General features: G+C 42.4%; 29 protein-coding genes. 14 read left to right on the top strand and 15 right to left on the bottom strand.

Going from position 1 to position 25490, the window contains the following annotated elements; genetic code table 11:
- Window positions 1-68: 68 nt before the first annotated feature.
- Window positions 69-1436, top strand: a complete 1368-nt coding sequence (locus tag MHM98_RS18555) for a hypothetical protein (RefSeq protein ID WP_239440896.1) — start codon at window positions 69-71, stop codon at window positions 1434-1436.
- A gap of 8 nt (window positions 1437-1444) precedes the next feature.
- Here MHM98_RS18555 and MHM98_RS18550 read toward each other — a convergent pair whose 3' ends face one another.
- Genes MHM98_RS18550 through MHM98_RS18540 form a run of 3 tightly spaced genes read right to left on the bottom strand, consistent with a single transcriptional unit; the run spans window position 1445 to window position 2640 of the window.
- On the bottom strand, window positions 1445-2026 hold the full coding sequence (locus tag MHM98_RS18550) for a DUF1287 domain-containing protein (protein ID WP_239440895.1): 582 nt from the start codon (window positions 2024-2026) through the stop codon (window positions 1445-1447).
- 4 nt (window positions 2027-2030) lie between these two features.
- Window positions 2031-2330, bottom strand: a complete 300-nt coding sequence (locus tag MHM98_RS18545; RefSeq protein ID WP_239440894.1) for a DUF2007 domain-containing protein — start codon at window positions 2328-2330, stop codon at window positions 2031-2033.
- 10 nt (window positions 2331-2340) lie between these two features.
- A complete protein-coding gene (locus MHM98_RS18540; RefSeq protein ID WP_239440893.1) occupies window positions 2341-2640 on the bottom strand; it encodes a hypothetical protein in 300 nt (99 codons plus the stop codon).
- A gap of 28 nt (window positions 2641-2668) precedes the next feature.
- Between MHM98_RS18540 and MHM98_RS18535 the strand changes: the two genes are divergently transcribed.
- From MHM98_RS18535 to MHM98_RS18515, 5 genes are all read left to right on the top strand, one after another.
- Window positions 2669-2986, top strand: a complete 318-nt coding sequence (locus tag MHM98_RS18535) for a hypothetical protein (protein WP_239440892.1) — start codon at window positions 2669-2671, stop codon at window positions 2984-2986.
- Window positions 2987-3097: 111 nt separating this feature from the next.
- Window positions 3098-3640, top strand: coding sequence for a sigma-70 family RNA polymerase sigma factor (locus MHM98_RS18530; RefSeq protein WP_239440891.1), 543 nt, complete (start codon window positions 3098-3100; stop codon window positions 3638-3640).
- Window positions 3624-4046: a hypothetical protein gene (locus MHM98_RS18525; RefSeq protein WP_239440890.1), complete on the top strand. Its 423-nt coding sequence runs from the start codon at window positions 3624-3626 to the stop codon at window positions 4044-4046. Before MHM98_RS18530 ends, MHM98_RS18525 begins: the two co-directional genes overlap by 17 nt.
- Window positions 4047-4055: 9 nt before the next feature.
- Entirely contained in the window at window positions 4056-4883 is an 828-nt protein-coding gene (locus tag MHM98_RS18520) for a PDZ domain-containing protein (RefSeq protein ID WP_239440889.1), read from the top strand.
- A gap of 15 nt (window positions 4884-4898) precedes the next feature.
- On the top strand, window positions 4899-5924 hold the full coding sequence (locus MHM98_RS18515) for a hypothetical protein (RefSeq protein WP_239440888.1): 1026 nt from the start codon (window positions 4899-4901) through the stop codon (window positions 5922-5924).
- A 186-nt stretch (window positions 5925-6110) separates the two neighbouring features.
- Here the strand turns inward: MHM98_RS18515 and MHM98_RS18510 are convergent, their stop codons facing one another.
- From MHM98_RS18510 to MHM98_RS18485, 6 genes are all read right to left on the bottom strand, one after another.
- Window positions 6111-6566 carry a hypothetical protein gene (locus MHM98_RS18510; protein ID WP_239440887.1) on the bottom strand — a complete coding sequence of 152 codons (456 nt, stop codon included), beginning with the start codon at window positions 6564-6566 and terminating at the stop codon, window positions 6111-6113.
- Window positions 6567-6616: 50 nt separating this feature from the next.
- Window positions 6617-8215, bottom strand: coding sequence for a PDZ domain-containing protein (locus MHM98_RS18505; RefSeq protein WP_239440886.1), 1599 nt, complete (start codon window positions 8213-8215; stop codon window positions 6617-6619).
- 65 nt (window positions 8216-8280) lie between these two features.
- Window positions 8281-8790 carry a DUF3016 domain-containing protein gene (locus MHM98_RS18500; RefSeq protein ID WP_239440885.1) on the bottom strand — a complete coding sequence of 170 codons (510 nt, stop codon included), beginning with the start codon at window positions 8788-8790 and terminating at the stop codon, window positions 8281-8283.
- A gap of 36 nt (window positions 8791-8826) precedes the next feature.
- Window positions 8827-9342 (bottom strand): hypothetical protein, encoded by a 516-nt coding sequence (locus tag MHM98_RS18495; protein WP_239440884.1) that lies wholly within the window; start codon window positions 9340-9342, stop codon window positions 8827-8829.
- Window positions 9329-9856, bottom strand: coding sequence for a sigma-70 family RNA polymerase sigma factor (locus tag MHM98_RS18490; RefSeq protein ID WP_239440883.1), 528 nt, complete (start codon window positions 9854-9856; stop codon window positions 9329-9331). The genes MHM98_RS18495 and MHM98_RS18490 overlap by 14 nt, the downstream gene beginning before the upstream one ends.
- Window positions 9857-9945: 89 nt before the next feature.
- The gene (locus MHM98_RS18485) at window positions 9946-10479 is read right to left on the bottom strand and encodes a DUF924 family protein (protein WP_239440882.1); all 534 of its coding nucleotides are present in this window, start codon (window positions 10477-10479) and stop codon (window positions 9946-9948) included.
- 142 nt (window positions 10480-10621) lie between these two features.
- Between MHM98_RS18485 and MHM98_RS18480 the strand changes: the two genes are divergently transcribed.
- On the top strand, window positions 10622-12682 hold the full coding sequence (locus MHM98_RS18480) for a TonB-dependent receptor (RefSeq protein ID WP_239440881.1): 2061 nt from the start codon (window positions 10622-10624) through the stop codon (window positions 12680-12682).
- A gap of 67 nt (window positions 12683-12749) precedes the next feature.
- Here the strand turns inward: MHM98_RS18480 and MHM98_RS18475 are convergent, their stop codons facing one another.
- Entirely contained in the window at window positions 12750-13280 is a 531-nt protein-coding gene (locus MHM98_RS18475; protein ID WP_239440880.1) for a response regulator, read from the bottom strand.
- Window positions 13277-14503, bottom strand: coding sequence for an ATP-binding protein (locus tag MHM98_RS18470; RefSeq protein ID WP_343229224.1), 1227 nt, complete (start codon window positions 14501-14503; stop codon window positions 13277-13279). The genes MHM98_RS18475 and MHM98_RS18470 overlap by 4 nt, the downstream gene beginning before the upstream one ends.
- 491 nt (window positions 14504-14994) lie before the next feature.
- Here MHM98_RS18470 and MHM98_RS18465 point away from each other — a divergent pair, with 491 nt between their 5' ends.
- Window positions 14995-15660 (top strand): TetR/AcrR family transcriptional regulator, encoded by a 666-nt coding sequence (locus MHM98_RS18465; RefSeq protein ID WP_239440879.1) that lies wholly within the window; start codon window positions 14995-14997, stop codon window positions 15658-15660.
- Between the two features lie 16 nt (window positions 15661-15676).
- A complete protein-coding gene (locus MHM98_RS18460) occupies window positions 15677-17365 on the top strand; it encodes an AMP-binding protein (RefSeq protein ID WP_239440878.1) in 1689 nt (562 codons plus the stop codon).
- A 67-nt stretch (window positions 17366-17432) separates the two neighbouring features.
- On the opposite strand, the gene MHM98_RS18455 is transcribed toward MHM98_RS18460, so the two are convergent.
- Window positions 17433-18071 (bottom strand): TetR/AcrR family transcriptional regulator, encoded by a 639-nt coding sequence (locus MHM98_RS18455; RefSeq protein WP_239440877.1) that lies wholly within the window; start codon window positions 18069-18071, stop codon window positions 17433-17435.
- A gap of 81 nt (window positions 18072-18152) precedes the next feature.
- Window positions 18153-19064, bottom strand: coding sequence for a LysR family transcriptional regulator (locus tag MHM98_RS18450; RefSeq protein WP_239440876.1), 912 nt, complete (start codon window positions 19062-19064; stop codon window positions 18153-18155).
- Between the two features lie 132 nt (window positions 19065-19196).
- Between MHM98_RS18450 and MHM98_RS18445 the strand changes: the two genes are divergently transcribed.
- From MHM98_RS18445 to MHM98_RS18430, 4 genes are read left to right on the top strand one after another with little or no spacing between them, the layout of a single operon-like run.
- Window positions 19197-19883 carry a type 1 glutamine amidotransferase domain-containing protein gene (locus MHM98_RS18445; RefSeq protein ID WP_239440875.1) on the top strand — a complete coding sequence of 229 codons (687 nt, stop codon included), beginning with the start codon at window positions 19197-19199 and terminating at the stop codon, window positions 19881-19883.
- 14 nt (window positions 19884-19897) lie between these two features.
- Entirely contained in the window at window positions 19898-21055 is a 1158-nt protein-coding gene (locus MHM98_RS18440) for an iron-containing alcohol dehydrogenase (protein WP_239440874.1), read from the top strand.
- A 57-nt stretch (window positions 21056-21112) separates the two neighbouring features.
- On the top strand, window positions 21113-22159 hold the full coding sequence (locus MHM98_RS18435; RefSeq protein WP_239440873.1) for an NADP-dependent oxidoreductase: 1047 nt from the start codon (window positions 21113-21115) through the stop codon (window positions 22157-22159).
- 1 nt (window position 22160) lies between these two features.
- On the top strand, window positions 22161-22769 hold the full coding sequence (locus tag MHM98_RS18430) for a glutathione S-transferase family protein (RefSeq protein ID WP_239440872.1): 609 nt from the start codon (window positions 22161-22163) through the stop codon (window positions 22767-22769).
- 68 nt (window positions 22770-22837) lie between these two features.
- Here MHM98_RS18430 and MHM98_RS18425 read toward each other — a convergent pair whose 3' ends face one another.
- Both MHM98_RS18425 and MHM98_RS18420 read right to left on the bottom strand, forming a co-directional pair.
- Window positions 22838-23362 carry a hypothetical protein gene (locus MHM98_RS18425; protein ID WP_239440871.1) on the bottom strand — a complete coding sequence of 175 codons (525 nt, stop codon included), beginning with the start codon at window positions 23360-23362 and terminating at the stop codon, window positions 22838-22840.
- Window positions 23363-23485: 123 nt separating this feature from the next.
- Entirely contained in the window at window positions 23486-24370 is an 885-nt protein-coding gene (locus MHM98_RS18420; RefSeq protein WP_239440870.1) for a LysR family transcriptional regulator, read from the bottom strand.
- 128 nt (window positions 24371-24498) lie between these two features.
- Between MHM98_RS18420 and MHM98_RS18415 the strand changes: the two genes are divergently transcribed.
- Window positions 24499-25488 carry a zinc-binding dehydrogenase gene (locus MHM98_RS18415; RefSeq protein ID WP_239440869.1) on the top strand — a complete coding sequence of 330 codons (990 nt, stop codon included), beginning with the start codon at window positions 24499-24501 and terminating at the stop codon, window positions 25486-25488.
- Window positions 25489-25490: the final 2 nt, after the last annotated feature.

The raw sequence follows: 25490 nt of genomic DNA, 5'->3' as shown, positions 1-25490 counted from the left end.
TGCTAAGTGCTTGTTATAGCGGTAAGGTAGTGCATTCAGATAGATAAAAAAGAGGTACCTATCTACTAGTGAAAATAACCAAGTTAAGTCAAGACGAAGCCCTTTCTTTTACATTGCGTCACCAACTGCTGCCGCAAGCTCAACAACGCATCGATCTTTATTTTTCTCTGCCCAATGAAATGGGAATTAGCCCGCAAACTCTCGACGAAGCAGATTACTTTCATTCCAGTATTAAAACACGCTCTGCCTATTATTCTGATCAATTGCATTTGCCGTTAGTCCGCAGTCGCTTTATCAGCGCTAAAAAAGGCCAGCAAGACGAATATCGCGTAAACCTCAACCTGTTTTGTTATCAAATTAAAACCGCGCTCGATATCGACATCAAACAAGCACTGCAACAACGAGAAAGTGATGAGTTTTATCCAACAGCATTAGAGTTAGCCGAACAAAGCAAAAACTTATTGAAGAAGCTAAGACGTAATACGCCCAGCGATAAGAAATTTAAGTCATACCACGAAAATGCCGACAACTACCTTAGCTGGCATGTGGAGCAATCATTCCTAAAGTTATTGGCAAAAGGTCCGAAAACCAGTGAAAATTCAGAAGTTCGTGAGCAATTGCTGCAATTATGCCGCGATGAAAATAGCTATCGCGAGAGCAATCAATACAACTCGCAAATCACGCTAGATGATCCCAACCGGATCACCAATAAAATGCGCCTATTACAGCGATTAATCGAATACGGCGTCGTATTTAACAAAGACATGCGTCATCTTAATCGCAACTTAAAACGCTTTGTCCGCGGCGGTGTCACGACAGTAATGATGGCGTTTGTGATGGCGTTAGTACTTAATGCCCGCTCATCTTTTGCCGAAGTAACCTTGGTATTAGTGGCTATTCTCGGGGTTATTTACGGCCTACGAGAAACCTTTAAAGACGATATTACTCAATCAATATGGCGGCGCATCCAACGAGGGCTACCTAAATGGCAACAGCTGTTTTCCAACAGCGCCACTAAAACCAAGGTGGCGAAACAAACCGTGTGGTTGGAGTTTATTAAAGAAAAACGTGTACCTGAATATGTGCAGCGGCATTTTAATAAACGGCGTCATCAAAACAGACTAGCCGCGCAAATCCTTCATTTTCGCAGTGATACTAAGGTTATCGCTAAGAAGTTTTTACCTGGCTACGACGAAATTCAAGAACAAATAATGTTCAACCTTACGCCGCTAGTGCGCTATCTTAAAAAAGGTGAAGGCAGATTGTACTCCCTCGACGGTCAGAAAATCAGTCAACAAGGGGTAGAACGACGCTATCAAATAAACGTCGTGCTGGTGCAAAGTAGTGGTAGTGAACAATATTCCCAACGCTTTAAAATCACCTTAAACCGCTCGGGAATTATTAATATTGAAGCGATGAAGGCACGGGTAGAATAGAGATAAAATTAATATCGATAATGCCCAGTAATCGGATAATCAAACAACATGTCCTCTAATTCTGGACCGCGACCTATATTATGGACAATCATTGGTCGTTTACCATCTGCGCTGCGTTTTTTCACCACAATACCAATGTGCGGCAGGCTGCCATTAACCATCCAGGTCACCAAATCTCCCGCTTTATAATCGTTGCCATTTTTCGTCACCTCTATAGATTTACCATGACGTTTGAAAAAGGCTTGCAAGTTAGGAACGCGGCGGTGATCGATATTTTTATCGGGACGAGTGAGCCCCCAGTTTCGCTTCGACGGATATTGATTGAAGTTGGCTTTGATATCTTCGTGAACCAGCTGTTGAAAGTCGATTCCCAATTGACGATAACTACGAATAACCACATCGGTACAAACACCTGTATCGGCGGGTACATCTCCCATCGGGTAATCGAGCTTTACATAAGCTCCATCATAACGCACTTGATGCTTGAGGCGCTCCATTGCCGCGTTAACCAGTAACTCGCTGTTATCGGCGTAAACACTAGGTGCACTCAATAACAAAGTAACTAAACCAAGATGCTTCAATATCTTCATTTCACTATTCCTTTGCCTTTTCACACTGCCAACAAATATCAAAGGCGGCAGGATTTTCTTCATCACAATGCTGACAATACCAAACGAGAGCAGACTCGTTGTCCATATTTGCGATGATTGATTTAGCTTTTTCAACGTCTTCTTCTGCTACCCACAGCTCAGGCCATGTGTCTAGTGGCGCTAAATCGCCAGCACCGCTGCCAAGAAACTCATTGCGAAGCTCACTTTCAATATAGGCGCTGTCGAGCAAATTACGCACGTGATTTACCATTAACAACTGATCGTTACTATAGACTAGTTCCATAATCGCTCCTCTATTTAGGCAATGTCACTTTGTATTTTTTGATGTACCACAGCAGTACTGGAATTTCGATGGCCATATAGGTTATTAGCGTAAACCAAAACCAATTTACTGTGCCCACCAGCAAGTTAAATTCGATGCCACTGTCGTAATACATCGATGCCGATGTGATTAATACTATACTGGTTGCAATAAGATCATGACCGGTGATCTTATTAAAATTATTGCCAGCGACACGCGGATAGATCACGAGATAGCCCAGTAAAACAACAATAACGTTGAGCATTAGCACGGTTTGTTCTGGCGAAGTCATGTAATATGGCGTCCGTAATTAAAACTCCATGCTAAACCAAACGCGCGCGATGAAAAAGACTCATAAAAAACTCGATAACCAAATTCGCCAAGCATTGACCATTGCTTGTGAAGAAATCAAAGACAGTTTTGACGAATTCTCGTGGTTAACTCATCTCGTCGACTTTAATAAATTGCCACAATCACTGCACGTTAGCTGCTATTTTCACGATCAGCACGCATTACTCGATTCAATGCAACAACAGCTAGATAACATCATTCGCCACATCATCGCCAAGCATTTATCTGACATCGACGTAAAATCTTTCGATATCAGCAAGCAAATTAGCTTTCACAGCGACGATTGATTCATATCTCATCAAGATCTGCTGCAATCTAAATTTAATTTAACTTTGTTGCGACGGTTTTAGGCATACTAAACGTCTAACAGATTAAGAACTTAAATTTTAGAGATTTGCATGGGCTTTGATATTCAACTTTTTGAACAAATGAAAAATGGCGAGCAACGCGCTTTTTCTATTTGCTATCAAAGACTATCACCAACAATCTACTCAACCGTATTGCGAATTTGTCACTGTCGTTCTACAGCTCAGGACATTTTGCAGGAGACCTTTATCCAAGCCTTTAACAGTTTGGATTCGCTAAATGAGCCGGAAAACTTTATTCCATGGTGCAAAAAAATTAGCTATAACAAAACTATAAGTTGGCTAAGAAAAAATGAGAAATACCAACAAACCGTATTAGCAGATACCCAAGATCTCATCGATAACTCAGACATTCATTTCACAATTGAACAGCAAAGCACCTTAACGAGGATAATGCTAAGAGTTCCACCGCAAACTCGATTAATTTTATGGCTATATATCGCTGAAGGTTATACCCATGAAGAACTAGGGGCACTATTTGAAAGGTCTCCCAGCTATTCAAAAAGCATCGTATCTAGAACATTATCTAGCATCAGCAAAACGCAACTGGAGAATCCTTATGCCAACGGATCATGAAAGTCATATTAGGAAGCTACAAAAGGAACTAGATACGCTGCAAACTTATGAGCCACCGACTGAAGCTTGGGAAACAATCTCTCGTGCAATTCAGCCTAAAAAATCAAATAAAACAAAGTGGCAAGCATTAGCTGCAGCAATATCTATTATATGCTTGGCCCCTTATTTTATGGACACCTTTAAAGCACAGCGCCAGATATCAACTAATGAACAAATACCAGTTTCAATTTCATCAATATCCTACAAGTCAATGCCAATTGTAGAAATTGAAATAAGGATAATTGAAATAGAAGAATTACTTACCACAACTGAAAAAATAGAAGATCGGGTTGCACTGACTAAACTCAAAACAGATTTAATCAATGCACTTTCTGTCGAAGAACAGCAATTAGAAAGATTTATATAAGGAATAAAGATGTTAAGAGTACTAATTCTGGTTACTAGTTTATTATTTCCATTTTATATAAAGGGCGAAACTAGTTGTGCGCTTATTTCATTTGACGACACGTATGGCAAAGTACGAGTTTCTCATATCAATCACAATGCAGTTAATTCGATAGATGACTATAGGTTTAACACCGGGCGTTATTTATTTTCAGGCTTTTTAGGGGCAACAACGAACAGCATTCCCTTTTCCATTGAATTGGTGATCTCCGCTGGATACCATTATAAAGTTACGTTAAACCCAACTAATGATCCGCAATCTCCACTACAGCTTAGCCAATCAAAACAATCAATATTTCACTGCGGTCAGGAAAAAACTCTAATCACTTCCGATTTCGACGTTATCTCTACATATTCGAATGGCTCTGAACTACCATTCCCGCTTGCTTATAGACTCGATGATCTTGTTTTAGAACTCATAGCTCATTATAAAAGTCTCGGAAAAACTCAGATTCCCCTTATCTCAATTTCTCCCCAATATCCTCAATACTTGGGCGTTACAATATCTAGAAAAAGCTCACTCAAAGAAGGCTTAATCATTAATAGCATTAAACCTCATTCGACAGCATCCCTAATCGGATTAAAGACAATGGATACCATTGTTTCAATCAACAATGCTGCAATAACTGGACTCCAAACATACGAAGAAGCCACTAATGCTCTAGAGATGGCCTTCAAACAAGCAACATTAGCAAAAAGCATTCGAATTACATTAATTCGAAACAATAAAAAATTGACTTTGCAGCAAGAGCTCCAAGAGCTCGGAAAACTAACAATTCGTCTACAGCTTCAATCTTAAATAAGGAGGGTACTCATGCAAATTAAACTAATAACTTTACTATCATTAGTAACAATGCCATTGCTAGCAACCGTTTCAGCACAAGAGCAAGAGAGCAATTGCGCCTATATTTCTACCAATTTTCACACCCCTTCCGGAAAGTGGGGCACAATTGAATTAACAAGTCACAACGGGAAATACTTTTCCAAACCTAAACGCAAAATAGCTCTGGCTCCAGGGTTGCATAATTTTACGGCTCAAAGAAGCTTAGGTATTTCGACTAGCCGACCAATGCACTACACAACGACTTATCGGGGATTAGATAATAATCCTCATAATACATCTCTTAAATATCCTTCAAAACACAATGAGAAAGTCAGTAAGCTCAAAGAGCGTCATCTGCCTTCGCACTCTAAATACAACAAAACGAACAGAAAAAGTAATGAAATAAATTTTCAGATTAAAGTGAATCCAAACAAACAATACCGACTTCTTACTATCGCCCGAGAAAATAAACAAAACCCTTTGTCTTACTATTATGAAGTGAAAGTTCGTTCTGAAAAGGATATGAAATGCTCTAGTGATGAAATTTTCCATGCGCTAGATATGCAAACACCGATCAGTTCAACTGATAAACTACCGGCTCACATTCAAAAAAAGTTGGAGCTACTATCACAGGACATCTACGTCTATTTAAATTCAGAGCAATCTTCCGCTGATAATTTAAGTTTTAAAATTCCTCCTCATATCGCAAAGAATGTAGGGTTACTGCTAGAACCAACTCATATAAATCAATTAAGAGTAAAGTTAGTTTTACCCAATTCTCTTGCGCATCAACTAGGGCTAAGAAAAGGAGATGTAATCAGTGAAATATCTCAGCTAAGCCTGCATAGTAAACTACCTTATGAAGAATCATTGCAGCTATTTAAAGAACAATTATTTAGTCATCAAGAAGGGAAAGAAATGGTGATAAAAGTACTGCGAGCCGGCAAACCACAAATTTTAAAATCAATGCCTCCTTCGATGAAAATACCTACAACGACCTTAAGCATAAAATCCTGAGACATTTGATAATGTTCAGATTATCTTGCCAAAGTTATCAAACATGAAAGTAAACATGCTTACTTTCATTTATAACTAATCTCGATGCTAAAGACCGTTACAAATTGGCGGGGAATGCGATTGTCACTTGCCTCGTCCTATAAGTGTAAACACATTTCAGGACGAGACAATTAATTGAAAAAGGACTTAGATATAAGGCTGACAGTCGCGGCGAGATATTTTCAACCCATTGGCGGGCATGGATTTCAATAATACTGTTTTAGCTTTTGCGACACGTTCGCCAGTTACCTCATTTTCAATCCAGATATCAATGGCATCTTTTTCTATTGCCCTATTAAGTCGATAACGGTTGTCAGGAGCTAAATTCGCCTGCATCTCAACCAATGCATAGAAATGGCGATATTGAGCTTTTACAAGGAACATTGTTTGCTCCGGATTTAACCTATAGCCTTGTTGCCAAACAGCAACTCTTCCCTGATAACAAGCCAATGAAATTTGATCCATTTTAATGTCAGTTACAGGTGCTTTGTAACTCTCCAATCGATAGCTACCACTGTCTAACTCGGGCGTTATAATCATTGAATTACAACCACTAACCACAACAATAAATAAAATTACTAAAAAGGTACTTAATTGTTTCATAGATATTATCAAAATAAAATTGCCTCCGATTAAGGAGGCAATATTTTCAATTAGTTATTAGTATTAGACGCGCCTGAAGGCTTACTGTTTGACGAGCCGCTACTTGTATTAGAGCTACTTCGGCTAGATGATGCGGTATTGGACGCATTTTTGGAATTTAATGCTCTGCGCCCGGTTAAGTCACCATCTCTATTACTTAAGCGGCTTAAATTAGTAGCCCAAGGGTCAAAGTAGAACCCTATGATTTCACCAGACTGTACTCTATCGATCCGGCGAACAGGGACAATTTTAGTCACATTGGCTAAAATATTCTTAGCTTTACTAATAGAATCTGTATTGATTGCAAGTTGATACGCAGGAAGCTCTAAGGGGTTTAGCGTTCCTGAAAGATCAATTAACTGACCATTTCTCGATACCGTTAGAGAATATTTCTCACCAACATTTACATCAGAAATAATACCTGACACTTCAGCGATACTTAAACCATTGAGATCTGCGCCGTTAAAATCCACAATGACATCGTCGGCGCGTATGCCAACATTATCAGCGGCACTATTGGCTTTAACACGATGAACTATAAAACCATCTCTAGTTTGAGCCATCTCACCAGTAATGCCATATTTCTTATCGTATGACTTTGCTCTTTCTATGCGTAACTGTTTCAAATTTTCACGATGTTTTAGCTCAGGTAGGTCACTAATTTCAATTAATAACTTATCCAATTTTCGATCGAGCTCAGGAAGCAAACTAGAACTATTAACTAGAGCAGGTCTTTTTAGTTCATTAGTTGCAAAACTATATTGAATCTCTGGGACAACCTTTACATCAAACCGCTTAGACATTACAAGTTGTTCTCCAGAGCGTTCAACGGTTACTTCCATTATTGCGCCATCTCGTAATTGCTCTAAATAGTCAGTTAATGGCGAATTGCTTTCATTACTCAACGATGTAATAGAGTTTCCCCCCAAATGAGTAATATTATCGCCAGTTTTTAACCCCATTTTATCTGCTAAGGAGTATGGTGATACGGCTAAAATAACCATTTTATTATTAGTTGCTGGCTTAACTATTGCACCAAAATAACTAACGACATTAGTTGGTATGACATTCGGTTTTGAACCACCAGTGCGATTGATTTCTTCCATTAGCAAATCCAATCGATATTGAATTAACTCTGGCAAAATAACCTTGGCAATCCCACCATTTGCTTGAGCTTTTAGCTTTTTATCGTTATCACATATTTTGTTAGTTACTGATACAACTTCGAGTACAGATTTATTATCTTTCAACGAATTAATCAGCTGGTAATGCTTATTTGCTTCAACGTTTACAGAAATTGTGACAGGCTCAGCCTTAATACCGGAATAAAACTGAGGATTGCGTAATACACCTCGCAACTTTGATTTATCCCAACGATAAAAAGTCATCGTATGATTACCTGGTTCTAGGGTAAAGCTCTGCTCATCTAATAATCGTTCTGACATCCGTCGTCTTTCAGAAACACGATTCATGTTATGACCGACTAACTCAAAAACCGCATTATTCGCAGTGTCCGATATTGTCATTGATGAACAAGACTGTGATGCGATCGCTTGATTGGTCCCAACACCAAACAAACCGATTAAGAGTAATTGATTTGCGTATTTCATAATTTCCACCTTGAGTTGAATTAACAGAAAACAGTTCTGTTACCCTATTCCTCTAGTAATTCTTCTTATAGCTTTGCGACCGCTGGAATAAGTGCACCGTCAAACCACTTTTTAACAATCGCTGTTTCCATATAGAAATCAGACTGGCTACCACGTAATCTAAATTCATTGTGGCGTAAATTAGCGTCGCGTAAATTTTGCTTACCCTGCAATAAGATTTTTCCGTTTTGATCTTTCAACACAACATAAAACAGAATACGCGGAAAGTCCTTGTCCGAAACTTGACGGATGTCCTGACCCATTCCCAATCCCATTGCAACTGCACCGGCTAGATCAATATCCAGAACCTTAACGTCAAGTGTCATTCCATTTGGCAAGTCATTTGCTGACTCCTGAAATTGCTTTTCCAGCGTCTTAAATAACCGTTCTTGATATCGTGCCTGGTTTTGATTACCACTAGCGTTAATATCTTGATAACGTTCGGGTTGAACAAACTCAACCGATACGTTTGATTCACTCGCTTGCGCTGCTAAGCTACACAATCCCAAAGCACTGGCTAATATTAATTTTTTCATTTTACTTTCCTTTTTATGTTGTTATTAAAACGTTGTTTACAGATAGAACTCTTGAGGTTTACCTTTTTGGATATCTATAAGCTTTTCAATATTTTTTCGACGTTGTTTTAATAGTGCTAAACGTTCTTCTTTACTCGAAGCCTGTAATAGTTGAAGTTCAATTCCGTCTAAATCCTGCATCAAGTTTGCCTCTGAGTAAGATGTAAATCCCGGCTTAGACAATTGTTGTTCCAAATACTGATTCTGTTCTAATAAAGACGCGAACTGCATTTGTAATTGATAGTTTGACCATCCTATCCAACACGAAACGGCTACAGTCACAGCTGCTGCACATGCTCCCCAATTAAAGCTTTTATTCCGATTCTGGCTAGAACGTTTTTTTAAATTACGCTCTTTAGTAATATTTTCATCGATCGTCGCTTCAATTCTCTCCCAAACAGCTTGTGGCGGAATCATAGGTGTTTCTAATAATTCTTCAGTTCTCAATGAACGTGATATTTGCTGCATTTCAATATCGGAAACAGTGGCATTTTGATTATTAATTGGCGACATAAAGATTCACCTCCGTAGATGTTCTTAACTTAGATAAACTTCTGGAAACAATTGACTTAGAATAACTTTCAGATTTGCCAGTAATATTTGCTATTTCCTTATGAGTATATTGTTCGACAACACTCATCCAAACGATCATTCGCTGCTCTGGTACTAACCTATTTAGCAATTTATCTAATTGGGTTGAGTTAGGCTCAATAAATTGCTCTTCGTGCTCAGTATTAATCTGTTCTACTAATTTCAAAGAGGTCTTCTGACGCTTGATGTAGTTAAACGTATTATTCATCGCTATTCGCTTAATCCATGCAACAAAGTTAGTATGAGAATTAAAACTTGAGATATAACGAAAAATATCAATAAATGAGTCATGGAGAAGATCACTAGCTACCTCTTTATTTCCGCAAATCTTAAAAATTGCAGTGTATAAAATTGGAGAAAACTCGACATAACATTTATGCTGAGAAACCCTGCAGCCCTCGCCTAAGGCACTGATATCATCATCGTTCCATGCCATGTAAATGTAATCCTTTTGTGTTGCGTTAATATAAATAACAATTAAGGTTGATAAATCGTCGCAGAAAAATTGAATTTTTTTAAAAAAAGTTAAAACGACGAGCCCGGCTGAGTTAAAAATTCAACTTCTTCGGCGCTAGATTTACGCCCAAGAATGTCGTTACGATGAGGATAACGGCCAAATCGCTCGATAATTTCTTTATGGCGGATCTCAAAGTCCAAATTGTGCTCCATATTAGGCTGACTAAATAGCTCAACAGCACGCTCGTGAATTGCCAATGATTCACTGTGCATAAATGGCATATACAAAAAGCTGCGCTGTGTTTCATCCAATGCTTTATCTGCCCCAACATTGATAGCTTCTTGTGCCAAGGCCAGCGCCAATGAATCATAGGCAAAGGACTGAGGCGTAGCGCGAAACATATTACGAGAGAATTGATCTAGCACGATAATCTCGGCCAAGCGTCCCTCTGGAGTTTTTCGCCAATCATATAACTCACAAGCCACCGCAGCTTGATGAACCTTTGAAAAACGCTCAATTATTTCATTGTCAAAATCACGATCTTTGGTCCACCATTGCGACTGCTCGATCTCGTTAAACCAGAAATTTAAAACCTCTTGCATCTCTTACCCTCTCTCGTATTTTCTTTCTTGTATTAAAGGGTGCGACATATTGTCGCACTTTGCCAATTAGCCGAGCCATTCGTTTGTTTAGCGCGTTAACTCCCTTCAAAATATAAGGGTACTTTATTAGCCAGAGCCCGTTATGAAAATTAGTTCTTTATCGGCATTAATTGCCAGTATTTTATGTCTTCCTCAAGCTGTTGCGGCAACCACTAAAGCGGCACCAGAAACGCTTGATGTTATTACCATTACAGCACCGCGCCTCACTCAAGATCAATCAACTTTTGCCACAGGCAGTTACATTGAACCAGATGTTGCCGATTGGCTAAGCACAGTACCGGGCGCCAGCATCAATAAAAATGGGCCAATCACGGGGATCGCACAATATCGCGGCATGTTTGGCTCGCGCATAGCAAAAAGCATCGGCGGTCAAAAAATCGTTAGCGCAGGTCCTAATGCGATGGACGCACCGTTGACTTATTTAAATCCAGTTATGATTGAGTCGCTATCGGTATATCGCGGTATTGCCCCAGTGAGCAGTGGTATTGACACTATTGGCGGTGCCATCGATGTAAAACTAAAGCAAGCTGATCCACAGGCTAACGATGGCATCAATGGCATGGTTCACCTCAATCACAACGAGCATAATGACGCGTCAACGGTTAGTGGCAACTTGCAAACCAGCAGTGACAACTTCGGGATGTTTATCTATGCCAACCAACAACAAGCGGATGACTACGAAGATGCCAACAAGCGTGTTATCAAGACCAGCCAATATGACAAAACGCAAGCGGGTTTAGATCTGCGTTTCGACGACGGCAAACATGAATTCGGTGTGAGCTGGCACCATTCAAAAACCGATGAAACAGGTACACCTGCCCTGCCGATGGACATCGATTATATAGATACCGATCGCTTTGGCATCGATGGCAAAATTACCGATGCCGATTACGTGCTAACTTGGCATCTGGGATATCAAGATGCTACCCACGGTATGGATAACTACCAACTGCGCACTAATATGATGGCGGGTATGCACCGCTACACGACAGCTATTGCCACAACCTACGACTACAAAATTGAGCTGGAACTCGCACAGTGGCTACTCGGCGTTGATGGCGTAAGCGCAACTCACGATGCAGACATCGAAAACCCAAATAACGCGATGTTTTTGATCCGCAATTTCAATGACGTAAAAGATCAGCGTCATTCGGTATTTGCACAATACAGCCAAGACAGCGATAAGTTCAATTACACGCTAGGGGCACGCGTTAAGTTTAATAGCAGCGATTCAGGCGATGTTTCAAGCTCAATGGCAATGATGAATCCGCACGTTAAAACTCTGCAAACAGCATTTAATCAAAGCGATAAAAGCACCTCAGACACCACTTTTGATTTAGTGGCCAATAGCCAGACGGTCATCGATGATACTTGGACACTGCTCGCTGGTGCAGGTGTAAAACAACGTGCGCCAAGCTATCAAGAGCGCTACTTATGGCTGCCAATGCAAGCCACGGGCGGTTTAGCTGATGGCAAAACTTACATCGGCAACATTAATCTCGATCCTGAAACGGCTTACCAAATCGATGTTGGCGCACATTATCAAGCCAATGGCATTAGCATTGAACCTCACCTTTTCTATCAAAAAGTGGATGATTACATTCAAGGTGTTTCCATCACCGATAACCCAAGTGCGATGATGGTAGCAAACATGATGGGCGACAGCGCACCACTGCAATTTAGTAATATCGATGCGACTATCTACGGCCTAGATATCAACTGGCGCGCGCCAATTAACGAGCAGTTTGCGCTAAGTGGTTTGGTAAATTACGTGCGAGGTAAGCGCGAAGATAGCAACGATGATTTATATCGTATTAGTCCGCTCAACGCACAAATTGCTCTGCACTACAGTTATCAAAACTGGCAGAGTCAGCTGTCCATTCACGCTTTCGACAAACAAAATCGCGTATCTGAGCTCAATAATGAGCAGCGTTCAGCAGGCTATGCCGTTGTCGATTGGAAAGCGAGTTATGACGTCAACAACCAACTGGCGCTTGGCCTTGGCGTAACTAATTTACTCAATAAGAATTACCAACCGCACCTAGGGGGTGTTAATCGCGCTAATGGCAGTGACTTTGCTGTTGGCGAGCGTATTAGCGCCCGTGGCCGTGCGATGTATATCTCGTTAGATTACCAATTCTAACTTAGCCTTTCCCCGTTTTAAGCGGCTGTCAAAGGACCCGTGACAGTCGCTTATCCTCTTCCGCCCCTCACCTAAAAACAGGCTTCTTTTGTAGTTTTCGTTGCAGCGTTCGACGATGCATATTGAGCTGACGCGCCGTTGCAGACACATTACCATCATTAGCCGCCAGCACTTGCTGAATGTGCTCCCATTCCACGCGCTCTGGCGACATAGCTTCATCCACTTGCAAGTTTTCACCTGCACTATTTTGCTCTTCGCCTAATAACGATTTGAGTAACATCGGCGTAGTAACAGGTTTTGCTAAATAATCATCGGCACCAAGACGCATCGCTTCCACCGCCGTAGCAATGCTGGCATAACCAGTGAGCAGCACTATTTTCGCCTGCGGCAACTGGGTTCGAATTGGGGTAAGTAGCTGTAAACCGCTATCTCCCGCCAAATTCATATCCAGTAAAATATACTCAGGCGCAATATCGAGGCACATCGCCAAAGCATCGCTAGCGCTATGACATAGATGCGCGTCAAAATTATTCTTGGTTAGCCGACGCGCCAAGGTTTGTGCAAAGGCAACATCATCTTCAATAATTAACAACTTCATGAATTCACCATCGGAAGTTTAACCGACGCCACCGCGCCTAAATCAGCATGATTTGATAGAGACAACTCGCCATCTAAACGCTCAAAGGTGCTGTTAGATAACATTAGCGCCATCCCAAATCCCTTATCACTTTCCACCAGCGCAGCGCCATGGGCTGCCGTGGCATCAATACCGCCGCCGAAATCGCGAATTGAAATAATGACATGACCAGCCTCAACGCCGAGTCCAAGCTCCACTTGATTGATGCCCGCTTGCTGATTCGCTTTCACGGCATTTTGCAATAAATTACAAATTGCAGGCAGTAACATAGCATCGGAATTTATCCGTATATTGGCGAAGTCGTGCTCGGAGATATGAGTAACCAGCTCCAATTCAGGGTATTGCAGATTGCTGGCGGTTTTAATATTGCTAAACAAGGTGAGTGGCGAAATCGCGCTAATTTGATTCTCGCGAATAGCCGTTGCTAACTCTCGAAAATGATTAAGTTCATTACGACAAGTAGCTAACGGTGACGCCATGGCTTTTACTGCTTCATCGTCAGGAAATTCTTCGCTGATTTCTTCAAATAACAATTGTAAGTTCGCTAATGGCGTCGCCAGTTGATGAGTCACCTGCGCCGATGCAACGCCTAATGACACCAATTGCTCACTCTTTAATTGATCTTCACGTTGTCTAGCAATAGCGCGCTCGCGATTGGTGATCATCTTCGACATAGTGCCAACCACTAGCGTTACCACAATCACCGACAGCAAAAAGTTTACCCACATGCCAATAAAGTGATTAGTCATATCCATGTGATGTTGGTGTGTCGGCAAACTCATTAACAATGCGCTATATGCCAGCACCGCCCCTAAAGAAACAACAGCTAACATACGAGTGGGTAAACTCACTGCGCCAATCACAATAGGCATCAGTAACAAAGACACAAAGGCGTTAGTCGCGCCACCGCTATAAGCCATTAACAAAGTGAGAAAAACAATGTCGGCGATGGCTTGAATGGCAACGGCGATGGTAGACGCCTGACGGTGGCGATAACGCTGCCAACTTAGCAGGTGAAAAACAATCTCAAAAGCGATAATAAGCAACAGCGGCAACACGCTAATGTCGTGAGGAATAAACAAATAAACGCCAATGACAGCACAAAGCTGAATAACAATAGCCACGCTTCTAAGCAACAAGATTCGCTCTATGGCTCCCATCATTTTAAAGTCAATTAAACTCACTGTTTTACCTCACTTTTTTGTTGTCCTGATTATACACCTTTTGACTCAGTTGATGTTAGGGCCTGTTGATCTTTGGTGAAGGTTTTTACAGCGAATTGTTCGGGATTTATACAAGGCAGAGCCTGCGACGCTTAGTGGGCTAAGCTAGCAGGCGATAACGCCGTAGAAATCACAAACAAACGCTGTCCTTCGGATGCAATGACAAGACATTTTCGCCGCGTTTTTCGTCGCTCGCCTAGGTAAACTAGGCATCGCTCCTCATGCCTTGCGAAAAAGCCTTGTCAATTGCACAAAATTCATCCTCGAAAGGTCAACAAGCCCTAAATTCAGGCGTAAAAAACAGACTATTTAGCAAAGAAATACTGCCTATAAATCGCACAAGCCAAGCGCTTGCTTGGTTATTGAAATAAAAGCTGGTAAGGTGGCTCGAATAAGAATAAAAAATCAGCGAACCCATAACCTAGGTTACGCCGCAAAATTAGAAGGTTTCTATGGCTTTTGTTGCATTATCACAGCAAAACAACCAGCAAATATTATCCCAGCTCATTAGCGAGTCGGTCATCGTTGATCCGCAAAGTCCCAAAGGACGATTGCTCAATGCGGCCGCGACATTGTTTCGCGATCGCGGTTTCGATAAAACCACAGTGCGGGATCTGGCTAAGGCCATTGGTATTCAATCGGGAAGTTTGTTTCACCACTATCCCAATAAACAAGAAATTCTTAAGCAAGTTATGCAACAGGCGATTATGCTAAATATTCGTCGCGTTGAAATGGCACTTTCACTCAACCACACCATCAAAGACAAATTACTCGCATTAATTTTGTGTGAATTTCAAGCGCTAATCTTAGATACCAGTGCCCATATTTCGGTATTGGTCTTTGAATGGCGCTCGTTGAGTGAAGACAATCAAGCGATCATGTTAAAACTGAGAGACGAGTACGAACAATATTGGCTAGATGTCTTGGCACAAGCCAAACAGCAAGGCATGATAAATATCGACCATCACATATTGCGACGCCTGTTAAACGGCGCCATCAACTGGTCGTTAAATTGGTACAAAGCCGATGGTGATTTATCGCTTGAACAACTCGCAGATATGACGTTGCAAATGGTGTTAAACACCGAAGCAACAAAGCAAACAACAATAATAAATTAGGTATTTGGAGGACATAATGGACGCTTCTTTTTGGGACGGAAAACGCGCCCCTGGTGTTGCAAACAATCTCGACTTTGAACAATTTAGCTCGGCGATTGAAGTTATCGAACAAGCGATGCAAAAGTATCCTGAGCGCAAGGCGTTCACTGGCTTTGGGCATTCACTGACCTTTCGTGAAATCGATCAATACAGCGCGGCGTTCACCCATTACCTGCAAAATCACACCGATTTAAAACCCGGCGACAAAATTGCCATTCAAATGCCAAATACCCTGCAATATCCAATTGCAATGTACGGTGCAATGCGTGCGGGACTCGTGGTTGTTAACACTAACCCACTGTACACCGAACGCGAAATGATCCATCAATTCAACGACTCAGGTGCAACAGCCCTGTTGTGTATGGATATCTTCGCTAAATCGGTACAAAACATCCAAAGCCAAACGGGCATTAAAACAGTCATGATCACCTCAATGGGTGACATGCTACCCACCTTAAAACGCTGGATCGTCAACACCATGATCAAGCGCGTTAAAAAGATGGTGCCAGCTTATCATCTGCCAGAGGCGATTTCGTTTAGACAAATTCTCAAAGACAATCTCGGTAAAGGCTTCAAGCCAGCGCACCTGTCAGAGCCCAATGACACCATAGTTTTACAGTACACTGGTGGTACAACAGGTGTTTCAAAAGGCGCCGAACTCACCAACCGCAATCTGGTGGCAAACATGCTGCAAGCAGCAGAGTTACTGCATCAAGAAGATGATAGTGGTAATCGCATCTTTAACACCACAGAAGCCAATGTTGTGGCACCACTGCCGCTGTACCACATCTATTCATTTACCGTGCATTTGATGGCCTTTGTTCACCTTGGCGTCCACAGTATTCTGATCGCCAATCCACGCGATACTAATTTGTTTATTAAAGCTATTAAGCCGTGGAAACTCTCTGGTTTCATCGGCTTAAACACGCTCTTCGTATCGCTAATGAATCACCCTGATTTCAAAAATCTCGATTTTAGCAAGCTAGTTTTCACCCTTTCTGGTGGAACAGCGCTGGCATCAGATACGTCAGCACGTTGGAAAGAAATGACTGGCTGCGCCATTTCCGAAGCCTACGGCCTAACTGAAACCTCACCAGCAGCTTGTATGAACCCGCTCAACGGCTTCGAGCGCGTTGGCACCGTTGGTATGCCGCTGCAAGGCACGGCAGTTAAGTGTATTGACGATCAAGAAAACGAAGTGCCTCTTGGCGAGCGCGGCGAACTGTGTATCAAAGGCCCGCAAGTCATGAAAGGCTACTGGAAGAACGAGCAAGCCACTAAAGATACCTTTACCAGTGACGGCGAGTGGCTAAAAACAGGTGATGTTGCCATTATCGACGAAGATGGCTTCGTTTCTATTGTAGATCGCATCAAAGATATGATTATTGTTTCTGGCTTTAACGTTTATCCTAACGAAGTTGAAGACGTATTATCACAACATCCAGAAGTGGAAAACTGTGCAGCTATCGGTGTCGCTGACGAAAAGTCTGGTGAAACAGTCAAAGTATTTATCGTTGCTAAAGGTGATAAGCAATTGTCTATCGACGAAATCAAAGATTTCTGTCGCGAGCACCTCACCGCTTACAAACTGCCACGCAAGGTTGAATATCGCGATGAGTTGCCAATGACACCAGTTGGTAAAATTCTACGCCGCGAATTACGTTAACTATATGAATTAAAAATCAAAAAGGGCAATCAACTGATTGCCCTTTTTTGTGTCCGATAGTTCGCTATTAACTCAGCCCCACACCTTTTAGCGTGATATGGGTAATAGAGTCGATGACGCGTTCAAAGTCTTCACCGTCTAGTTCTTCTTTGCCCATGGCGGCGCGAACCTGCACCCCAAAATCTGCGTAATGCTGAGTTGAGCCCCAAATCATAAACAGCAAGTGCATAGGATCGATCTTGTCCATCTTACCTTGATCGATCCACGACTGAAAACCGCCGGTAATATTGAGAATAGTTTGACGAAAATCCTGCTTGAGATACTGACCAATATGCGGTGCACCGTGAATGATTTCACTGGCGAAAATGCGTGATGCATTTGGGTTATCACGCGCCGATAGCACCTTGGCACGTATGTAATCGGTTAGTGTTTGCTTGGGATCATCTTCCGGCTTGATATCGGTAATAGTCGCATTCCACACTTCGACGATATCGCCTAATACGGCGGCGTATAAATCGACTTTATTCTTAAAGTAGTAGTGAATATTTGCGCGGGGTAATTCAGCACGTTCGGCGATGCGCTTCATCGATGCCCCTTTAAAGCCAAAGGTAACAAACTCCTCTTCGGCGGCTGCAATAATTCGCAGTTGGTTTTTCTGACGAATTCGACCAACAGGCTGTGTTGGACGATTTTCAAGAATATTCACATCACTCATAATTTTTAATAATTGCTTTAGACCGCGATAGTATAAGTAATTTGCCGCATCGACGAAAGTGTTGAAGCAGCCCTAACCTTGATTTAACACGCTCTGGCGTTTGAAATAGTCTTTGAGGAAATCCAGTAATAGGCGTAATTTTTTAGTATTGGCACCACCCGGTGGAAACACTCCATACACCTCGATAGCCTTTAACTGATAACCATCAAGTACTGTCATTAACTTGCCGTCTTTGATTTTAGGCGCCGCATCGTAGACAGGTATTCTTGCAATGCCATGACCCGCTTCAACAAAAGCAGTTCTCGCCGCCGCATTATTGGTGGTTATGCCCCCTTGCATGGTCACCGAGAAAGAGCGATTAGCTTTGGTTAGTTCAAGGTGATTGGAGGTCAACTTATAAAGCACCCACTGATGACTTGCCAAATCACTTGGATGTTCCGGCATACCGCAACGCTCGAAATAACTGGGTGCGCCGCATAAACAGGTCTCTAAGGTGGCTAATTTACTCGCTTGTAGGCCAGAGTCAGCGAGTGGCGCACCGCGAATTGCCAAGTCGATACCCTGCTGCACAATATTCACCACTTCGTCGGTTAAATTGACATCCAATTCAATCTTCGGATACATATGCCTAAACTCATTAAGGGCTGGCACTATGGTTTGTAACCCTACGTTCACCGGGCAGGTAATTTTCAACAAGCCTATTGGCTCGTTTTTCAAGTTTTCGATTTCTTGATTAGCAAGTGCCGCCTGTTGAGCGATAACTCGGCAATGCTGATAATAGTCTTCTCCCGCCGGCGTGACACTAATAGAACGGGTCGAACGATTGAGTAGTTTTACCCCTAGCTGTTGCTCTAGCTTCTTAATATGGTAGCTAACAACGGCCCGTGATAACCCTAATTTACTCGCCGCACCGCTTAGTGTGCCCTGCTCGACGACTTGCGCGAACACCACCATGCTTTTCAACTGCTCAAACGAAATTTTCACGCCACACCATTGTTAAAATTATTGATACAAAGAAACAAAATATATTTGCATTGTATTGTCAATTAAAACACACAACAATAGTCATTATCGTCAATAACGCCAAGCTTGATTGGCAAAGTAAGGGTAAACACAATGACAAAGAAAGTTTTAATGGTACTAACATCACACGATCAGTTAGGCAACACAGGTGAAAAAACAGGTTTCTGGGTTGAAGAATTTGCCGCGCCCTATTACGAATTTAAAGACGCAGGATTCGAGATCACTCTCGCGTCACCCCAAGGTGGTCAGCCACCTATCGATCCCAAGAGTGAGCTTGACGATTTTCAAACTGAGCACACCAAGCGTTTTGACGCCGACAGCGATGCCAAAGCACAACTAGCCGCGACTATCGCACTTGGCGACGTTAACAGCGATGACTACGACGCCGTATTCTACCCTGGTGGTCACGGCCCATTATGGGATCTCGTGTCAGATCAAACGTCAATTGAGCTAATTAGCAATACACTAGCCGCCCAAAGACCAGTGGCAACGGTTTGTCATTCAACTGCAGTATTGCTTGATGTTAAAGACAGCGAAGGTAACTACATAATCAAAGATAAAGCTGTATCGGGCTTTAGTAATTCAGAAGAAGATGCTGTGGCACTAACAGATGTTGTACCTTTCCTATTAGAAGATGAACTAAAACAACGCGGCGGCGACTACCAGCGCGCCGATGACTGGATGCCATACGCTGTCCAAGACGGCTTGATTATCACGGGGCAAAACCCAGCGAGCTCAAGTTTGGTGGCACAAAAATTAATTAAGCACTTAGCAAAATAATAAAGAGATTAGCAATGTTAGATTTTAGTTTTCACAATCCCACAAAGATTCATTTTGGCACCGACCAAATCACACAAATTGCGCAAGAGATTCCAACAGACGCCAAAGTACTGTTAATTTACGGCGGTGGCTCGATTAAGAAAAACGGCGTTTACGATCAAGTTGTTGCCAGCCTAAAAGCTCACCAATGGCTTGAGTTTTCTGGTATTGAACCAAACCCTAGCTACGACACCTTAATCAAAGCGCTACCGATTATTCAAGATAACAACATCGACTACTTACTCGCTGTTGGTGGCGGCTCTGTGGTCGATGGCGTTAAATTTATTGCCGCGGCTGCGCATTATGAAGGTGACGACGCATGGAATATTCTGGCCAAGCAAGAAAGCGTGACTAGTGCGCTGCCAATTGGCGCAGTATTAACGCTGCCAGCGACTGGTTCTGAAAGTAACGGCAATAGCGTAGTAACTCGTGGTGACAATAAACTTGCCTTTTCCAGCGCTTTGGTTAAACCACAATTTGCTGTTTTAGATCCAGCCTTCACCCTATCGCTATCTGAGCGCCAAGTGAGTAACGGCGTGGTGGATGCTTTTGTTCACATCATGGAGCAATACCTCACTTATGATGTAAACGCCAAAGTACAAGACAGATTCGCCGAAGGTTTACTGCAAACCCTAATCGAAGAAGGCCCTAAGGCATTAGCTAGTGAATCAAAGGAAGATCTAGAAGTACGCGCCAATATTATGTGGTCAGCAACGCTGGCCCTCAACGGCCTCATTGGCGCTGGAGTACCACAAGACTGGGCGACTCATATGATTGGTCATGAGTTAACGGGACTATACGGCATCGATCACGCTCGCACGTTATCTATTGTTTTACCGGGCGTAATGAAGGTAAAACAAGCGCAAAAACGCGACAAATTGCTGCAATACGCCAAGCGCGTATGGCAAGTTTCAGCGGCGACCGACGATGAAATTATTGCGCAAGGTATCGCGAAAACTGAAGAGTTCTTTAAAGCGATGGGCGTGCCTGTGCGCCTTTCAGATGTCGAACTCGATGCCAGTGACGTTGACAAGATTGTCGACAAGCTAGAGCAGCACGGCATGAAAGCTCTTGGTGAGCACGGTGACATCGACCTTGCCACCAGCAAGCAAATATTACTGACCGCACTATAAATTGAATTAGTCGATAAATCCTAGCAACGCTAGGATTTTTTAGCAGAAGAATTAAACATGACTCAAACTAAAAATATCAATCGCCAAATTACTTTGGCTTCGCGCCCGACGGGCGCACCAACACCTAATAACTTTGCCTTTGTAAACAGTGATGTTCCAACCCCCAAAGACGGCGAAGTGTTACTGCGTACTGTTTATCTGTCACTAGACCCATACATGCGCGGCCGCATGAATGACCAAAAATCTTACGCGCCACCAGTAGCTATCGACGAAGTCATGGTTGGCGGCTGTGTTTGTCGTGTTGAAGCCTCAAACAACAGCGATTATCAAGTGGGTGACTGGGTAGTTTCTTATTGTGGCTGGCAAGACTACAGTGTTAGTGATGGCAGTGAATTACTCAAATTAGACAGCAAGCTAGCTAACCCTTCTTATGCACTTGGTGTACTTGGTATGCCTGGTTTAACTGCTTACATGGGCCTGCTCGACATTGGTAAACCACAGACAGGCGAAACCGTAGTTGTTGCGGCAGCTAGTGGTGCTGTTGGTAGCTTAGTCGGCCAAATAGCTAAACTACAAGGTTGTCGCGTTGTTGGTATTGCTGGCGGACAGGAAAAGTGTGATTACGTCGTTAATACACTAGGTTTCGACGCTTGTATTGATCATCGTGACGAAGAATTAGCGCAGTTATTAGCGCAAGCCTGTCCACAAGGTATCGACGTCTATTATGAAAACGTTGGTGGCAAAGTATTTGATGCCGTAATGCCAATACTAAATCCAAGTGCGCGTATTCCGCTATGTGGTTTAATTTCGCAATACAATGCAACAGAACTACCGCAAGGCGCTGATCGCATCGGTTTGCTTATGGGCACTTTGTTAGTTAAACGCATCAAAATGCAAGGCTTTATCGTGTTTGACGATTATGGTCATCGCTATGGTGAATTCGCCCAAGCAATGGGTCAGTGGCTAGCTGAAGGTAAAATTCACTACAAAGAAGATATGGTGGAAGGCTTAGATAATGCTGCTGAAGCCTTTATTGGTCTGTTAGACGGTAAAAACTTCGGTAAATTAGTTGTTCGCGTCGGTCCAGATAGCTTAGAAGGTTAATATGATTACAGTTCATCACTTAAATCAATCGCGCTCTATGCGTGTTATTTGGCTACTAGAAGAGCTCGGCCTTGACTACGAGGTGGTTAATCACCAGCGTGATCCACAAACCATGCTTGCTCCAGAGAGTCTCAAGCAAGTGCATCTGTTAGCAAAAGCTCCTGTGGTAGTTGATGGAAATACCACACTCTGTGAGTCTGGTGCAGTCATGGAATATTTATTAGATCAAGCAGGCGATAGCAAGTTACGTCCAGCTAAAGGCGCTGCAAACTACTATCACTATCTAGAATGGCTACACTTTGCCGAAGGCTCATTGAGCTTACCCGTCATCTCATCATTGATTCTCGGCATGGAAGAGCGCACTGGCGACAAACCAATCGACGGCTACATTGTCAAAGAGCTGGCACTAGACTTTGCTTATATCGAGTCACGTCTTGCCGAAAATGCTTATTTTGCAGGTGAAGAGTTTACGGCCGCTGATGTGATGATGACCTTCTTACTGCTGGGGGCAAAAGCACGCGATATGTTAACTAACTATCCACACACCTTAAGTTACCTAAAACAAATAGAACAGCGTAAAGCTTATCTACTTGCTAAATCCTATGGTTAATCATTAAGGGCATAAAAAAAGGTGCATCGAATTATTCGTTGCACCTTTTTATTATCAATATTTTACCATTATTGCTTAGTATTCCAGCTACTAATACTCTTACCTTTAGAAGTGATAAACGAATCAACTTGTTCCAACTCCTCGTTATCAACTTCTTCACCTTCGGTTTCATACGAAGTGTATTCACCGTGCAGCGCAAAGTGATCAAACTTACGGTTAGTGCGCTTGTGAGCAAAATCTAAAATAATACCATCTGTTGATACCAAGTAAGCGTAGTAATCATATCGAACATGCTTATCACCAAATGACACCACACCAAATACATTGTTAGTGCTTGGTGATACCTGACGGATTTCGTGGTAATAAACGCTGTTGCCATTATCGAGCTTTTTATTCCCCATCGGCTCACCAATGATCAACTTACGCTCAATCGACCAATCCCGCTTACTAGCGACTTCAGAGTACTTTTGACCTATATACTGCTCAGTTGCAGTGCGCGTTAATTTATCGCCAAGTGAATTACCTGCGTTCTGAATCGATGCACAGCCACTAAACAACAGTGCAGAGGCTAAAATAACAACAAACTTCTTCATACCAATCTCCAAAATAAAATTTTGAATATTGTATACAAAAATACAACTGTACTCAGACTTAATTATAGAATTTATAATCTTTGTCACAGTCAACCAAGTGACTGAGCAATGCACTATGCTGCATTAATTATCGCGATAACGCTGCTTAATGTATTCAACTAGCGTTTTGATTTGACTTTGTGCATGACGCCTTCCCAAATAATAAGCGTACATAACCCGCGTGCGGGGCTTAAAATCAACAATTTTTAACGGCACTAAATCTGTTGCAGCACTCGTCGACTGAGGTAAATAACACAGATATTGTCCTGTTTGCGCCGCATGTCTTGCTAACCCCAAGTCATCCACCAGCAGTTTCGCATTAGGCTCCATCATCAACTCTTCTCTATTGCTGTCAACAAAAGCCCAGCGCGATAATGGCCTTGAAACAACAGCGGGCAAAGTCGTTAATTGCTGCATCGTTACTTGGTTCGCATCCAATTCATAACGAGTAATAAACGCTGACTGCGCGTAAACTTGATAAGGAATATCCCATAAATGCAATGCAATGGCCGATGAGTCGGCAAGAGGCCCAACCCGAAATGCCAAATCTATTTCGTCTTTAATTAAATGTTTATTTGTATTGGACAAAGAGATATCTAGCTGCAATTGCGGATGTTCACTAGCAAAATCAATCAACCAGCCACCGAGAAAGTCTATCGCAGCCCGCACGGGCAATGACACACTAAGGTTACCTTTAAATTCAACTTCAGCATCGATGGCGAATTCCAGTGACTGCACAACAGCATTGAGCTGCCCTACACAATCTTGATAAAGCTGATTCCCTCGTTCCGTCACGCGCACTTCTCGCGTTGTCCGATGCAACAGCGATAAACCCAAACTATTCTCTAGTGCCTCAATGCGTCGGCTAACAGTGCTATGAGGAATAGCTAGTTTCTCACTCGCTCCTTTGAGTGTGCCCACTTCAACTACCGCACAAAAAATCGCTAAATCATCTAACACACGTTTCATACTAAATCCTCACCTAGTGACAACTCAGTATCCCATTTTTGGAATTATGAAGTCCAATATCGCGAATTTTTAATTGCCGTGTTCTCAATTAAATTAACCTCATCAATTCAGCAATAGGAATACACATTATGCAAGCCATAGTCATCGAACAAACAGGTAATAGCGACGTTCTTCAATACAAAACACTATCTCAACCTGTATTAGCAACAGGACAAGTACTGGTAAAAGTTGCAGCGGCACCGGTTAACTTTATCGATACCATCATTCGACAAGGCAATATGCCACCAGGCATGATGCCCCAACTACCATTCATTTCAGGTGTAGAAGGCAGTGGCATTGTGGTTGATAGCAACGGCAGCGATTTAAAAGTAGGTACTAAGGTTGCGTATTTAGGTCCGATTGGAGCTGCGATGTATGCGCAATACACAGCAATCGATGCCGACAAACTCATTGTGCTAGATGATGCTGCAGATTTACATCAAGCCGCTTCAATACCAGTAACTTACTTCACCGCTTACCACATGCTACACAACGTCGCTCGTGTACAAAGCGAAAAGTACGCGCTTATTTACGCATCGACAGGCGGTGTAGGAACCGCATTAATTCAATTGGCAAAGCTCGCAGGCCTAAAAGTCATTGCCCTCGATCGCCAAGATGAAAAAAATCAACAAGCCCTAAAACTCGGTGCTGATTTTGCGCTTAACTCGACGAAAGATTGGGTTAGTGAAGTGAAAAACATCACCAATGGCAAAGGCGTTGATTACATCTTCAACCCTGTGGCAGGTGACAGCATAGTGCAAGACTTAGAGGTATTAGCGACCTTAGGACACATCGTTATCTTCGGATTCCTAGCGGGTGTTGGCGAAACCAACTTACAAGCAGAAGCAATAAAGCACTTTGGCAAGGCGCCAACAATCTCTTATTCAGAGATTTACGCCACCTACTTTAACGATTTTCCATTGGTGAAATCATCACTCAACAAGGTGTTCGATTTATTAGCCCAAGGCAAACTCAATCCGGTTTATTCAACGATGCCACTATCGCAAGCCCAAGCAGCTCACGATAAATTGGAATCAGGACAGGTACTGGGCAAGTTATTGCTAACGCCAGAGCAGTAAAG

The organism is Psychrobium sp. MM17-31, assembly GCF_022347785.1.
In the GTDB taxonomy this organism is placed as follows: Bacteria; Pseudomonadota; Gammaproteobacteria; order Enterobacterales; family Psychrobiaceae; genus Psychrobium.
Note: the sequence above shows the minus strand (reverse complement) of the source record. Positions and strands in the feature narration are given on the sequence as shown.

Excerpts from the sequence above, each read along its gene's own strand:
- MHM98_RS18430 (WP_239440872.1), top strand. The coding sequence starts at position 22,161 with ATGATTACAGTTCATCACTTAAATCAATCGCGCTCTATGCGTGTTATT.
- MHM98_RS18540 (WP_239440893.1), bottom strand. The coding sequence starts at position 2,640 with ATGACTTCGCCAGAACAAACCGTGCTAATGCTCAACGTTATTGTTGTT.
- MHM98_RS18460 (WP_239440878.1), top strand. The coding sequence starts at position 15,677 with ATGGACGCTTCTTTTTGGGACGGAAAACGCGCCCCTGGTGTTGCAAAC.
- MHM98_RS18475 (WP_239440880.1), bottom strand. The coding sequence starts at position 13,280 with ATGAAGTTGTTAATTATTGAAGATGATGTTGCCTTTGCACAAACCTTG.
- MHM98_RS18425 (WP_239440871.1), bottom strand. The coding sequence starts at position 23,362 with ATGAAGAAGTTTGTTGTTATTTTAGCCTCTGCACTGTTGTTTAGTGGC.
- MHM98_RS18485 (WP_239440882.1), bottom strand. The coding sequence starts at position 10,479 with ATGCAAGAGGTTTTAAATTTCTGGTTTAACGAGATCGAGCAGTCGCAA.
- MHM98_RS18490 (WP_239440883.1), bottom strand. The coding sequence starts at position 9,856 with ATGGCATGGAACGATGATGATATCAGTGCCTTAGGCGAGGGCTGCAGG.
- MHM98_RS18510 (WP_239440887.1), bottom strand. The coding sequence starts at position 6,566 with ATGAAACAATTAAGTACCTTTTTAGTAATTTTATTTATTGTTGTGGTT.
- MHM98_RS18550 (WP_239440895.1), bottom strand. The coding sequence starts at position 2,026 with ATGAAGATATTGAAGCATCTTGGTTTAGTTACTTTGTTATTGAGTGCA.
- MHM98_RS18440 (WP_239440874.1), top strand. The coding sequence starts at position 19,898 with ATGTTAGATTTTAGTTTTCACAATCCCACAAAGATTCATTTTGGCACC.
- MHM98_RS18445 (WP_239440875.1), top strand. The coding sequence starts at position 19,197 with ATGACAAAGAAAGTTTTAATGGTACTAACATCACACGATCAGTTAGGC.
- MHM98_RS18505 (WP_239440886.1), bottom strand. The coding sequence starts at position 8,215 with ATGAAATACGCAAATCAATTACTCTTAATCGGTTTGTTTGGTGTTGGG.
- MHM98_RS18525 (WP_239440890.1), top strand. The coding sequence starts at position 3,624 with ATGCCAACGGATCATGAAAGTCATATTAGGAAGCTACAAAAGGAACTA.
- MHM98_RS18415 (WP_239440869.1), top strand. The coding sequence starts at position 24,499 with ATGCAAGCCATAGTCATCGAACAAACAGGTAATAGCGACGTTCTTCAA.
- MHM98_RS18535 (WP_239440892.1), top strand. The coding sequence starts at position 2,669 with ATGCTAAACCAAACGCGCGCGATGAAAAAGACTCATAAAAAACTCGAT.
- MHM98_RS18515 (WP_239440888.1), top strand. The coding sequence starts at position 4,899 with ATGCAAATTAAACTAATAACTTTACTATCATTAGTAACAATGCCATTG.
- MHM98_RS18465 (WP_239440879.1), top strand. The coding sequence starts at position 14,995 with ATGGCTTTTGTTGCATTATCACAGCAAAACAACCAGCAAATATTATCC.
- MHM98_RS18520 (WP_239440889.1), top strand. The coding sequence starts at position 4,056 with ATGTTAAGAGTACTAATTCTGGTTACTAGTTTATTATTTCCATTTTAT.
- MHM98_RS18435 (WP_239440873.1), top strand. The coding sequence starts at position 21,113 with ATGACTCAAACTAAAAATATCAATCGCCAAATTACTTTGGCTTCGCGC.
- MHM98_RS18420 (WP_239440870.1), bottom strand. The coding sequence starts at position 24,370 with ATGAAACGTGTGTTAGATGATTTAGCGATTTTTTGTGCGGTAGTTGAA.
- MHM98_RS18480 (WP_239440881.1), top strand. The coding sequence starts at position 10,622 with ATGAAAATTAGTTCTTTATCGGCATTAATTGCCAGTATTTTATGTCTT.
- MHM98_RS18545 (WP_239440894.1), bottom strand. The coding sequence starts at position 2,330 with ATGGAACTAGTCTATAGTAACGATCAGTTGTTAATGGTAAATCACGTG.
- MHM98_RS18500 (WP_239440885.1), bottom strand. The coding sequence starts at position 8,790 with ATGAAAAAATTAATATTAGCCAGTGCTTTGGGATTGTGTAGCTTAGCA.
- MHM98_RS18495 (WP_239440884.1), bottom strand. The coding sequence starts at position 9,342 with ATGTCGCCAATTAATAATCAAAATGCCACTGTTTCCGATATTGAAATG.
- MHM98_RS18530 (WP_239440891.1), top strand. The coding sequence starts at position 3,098 with ATGGGCTTTGATATTCAACTTTTTGAACAAATGAAAAATGGCGAGCAA.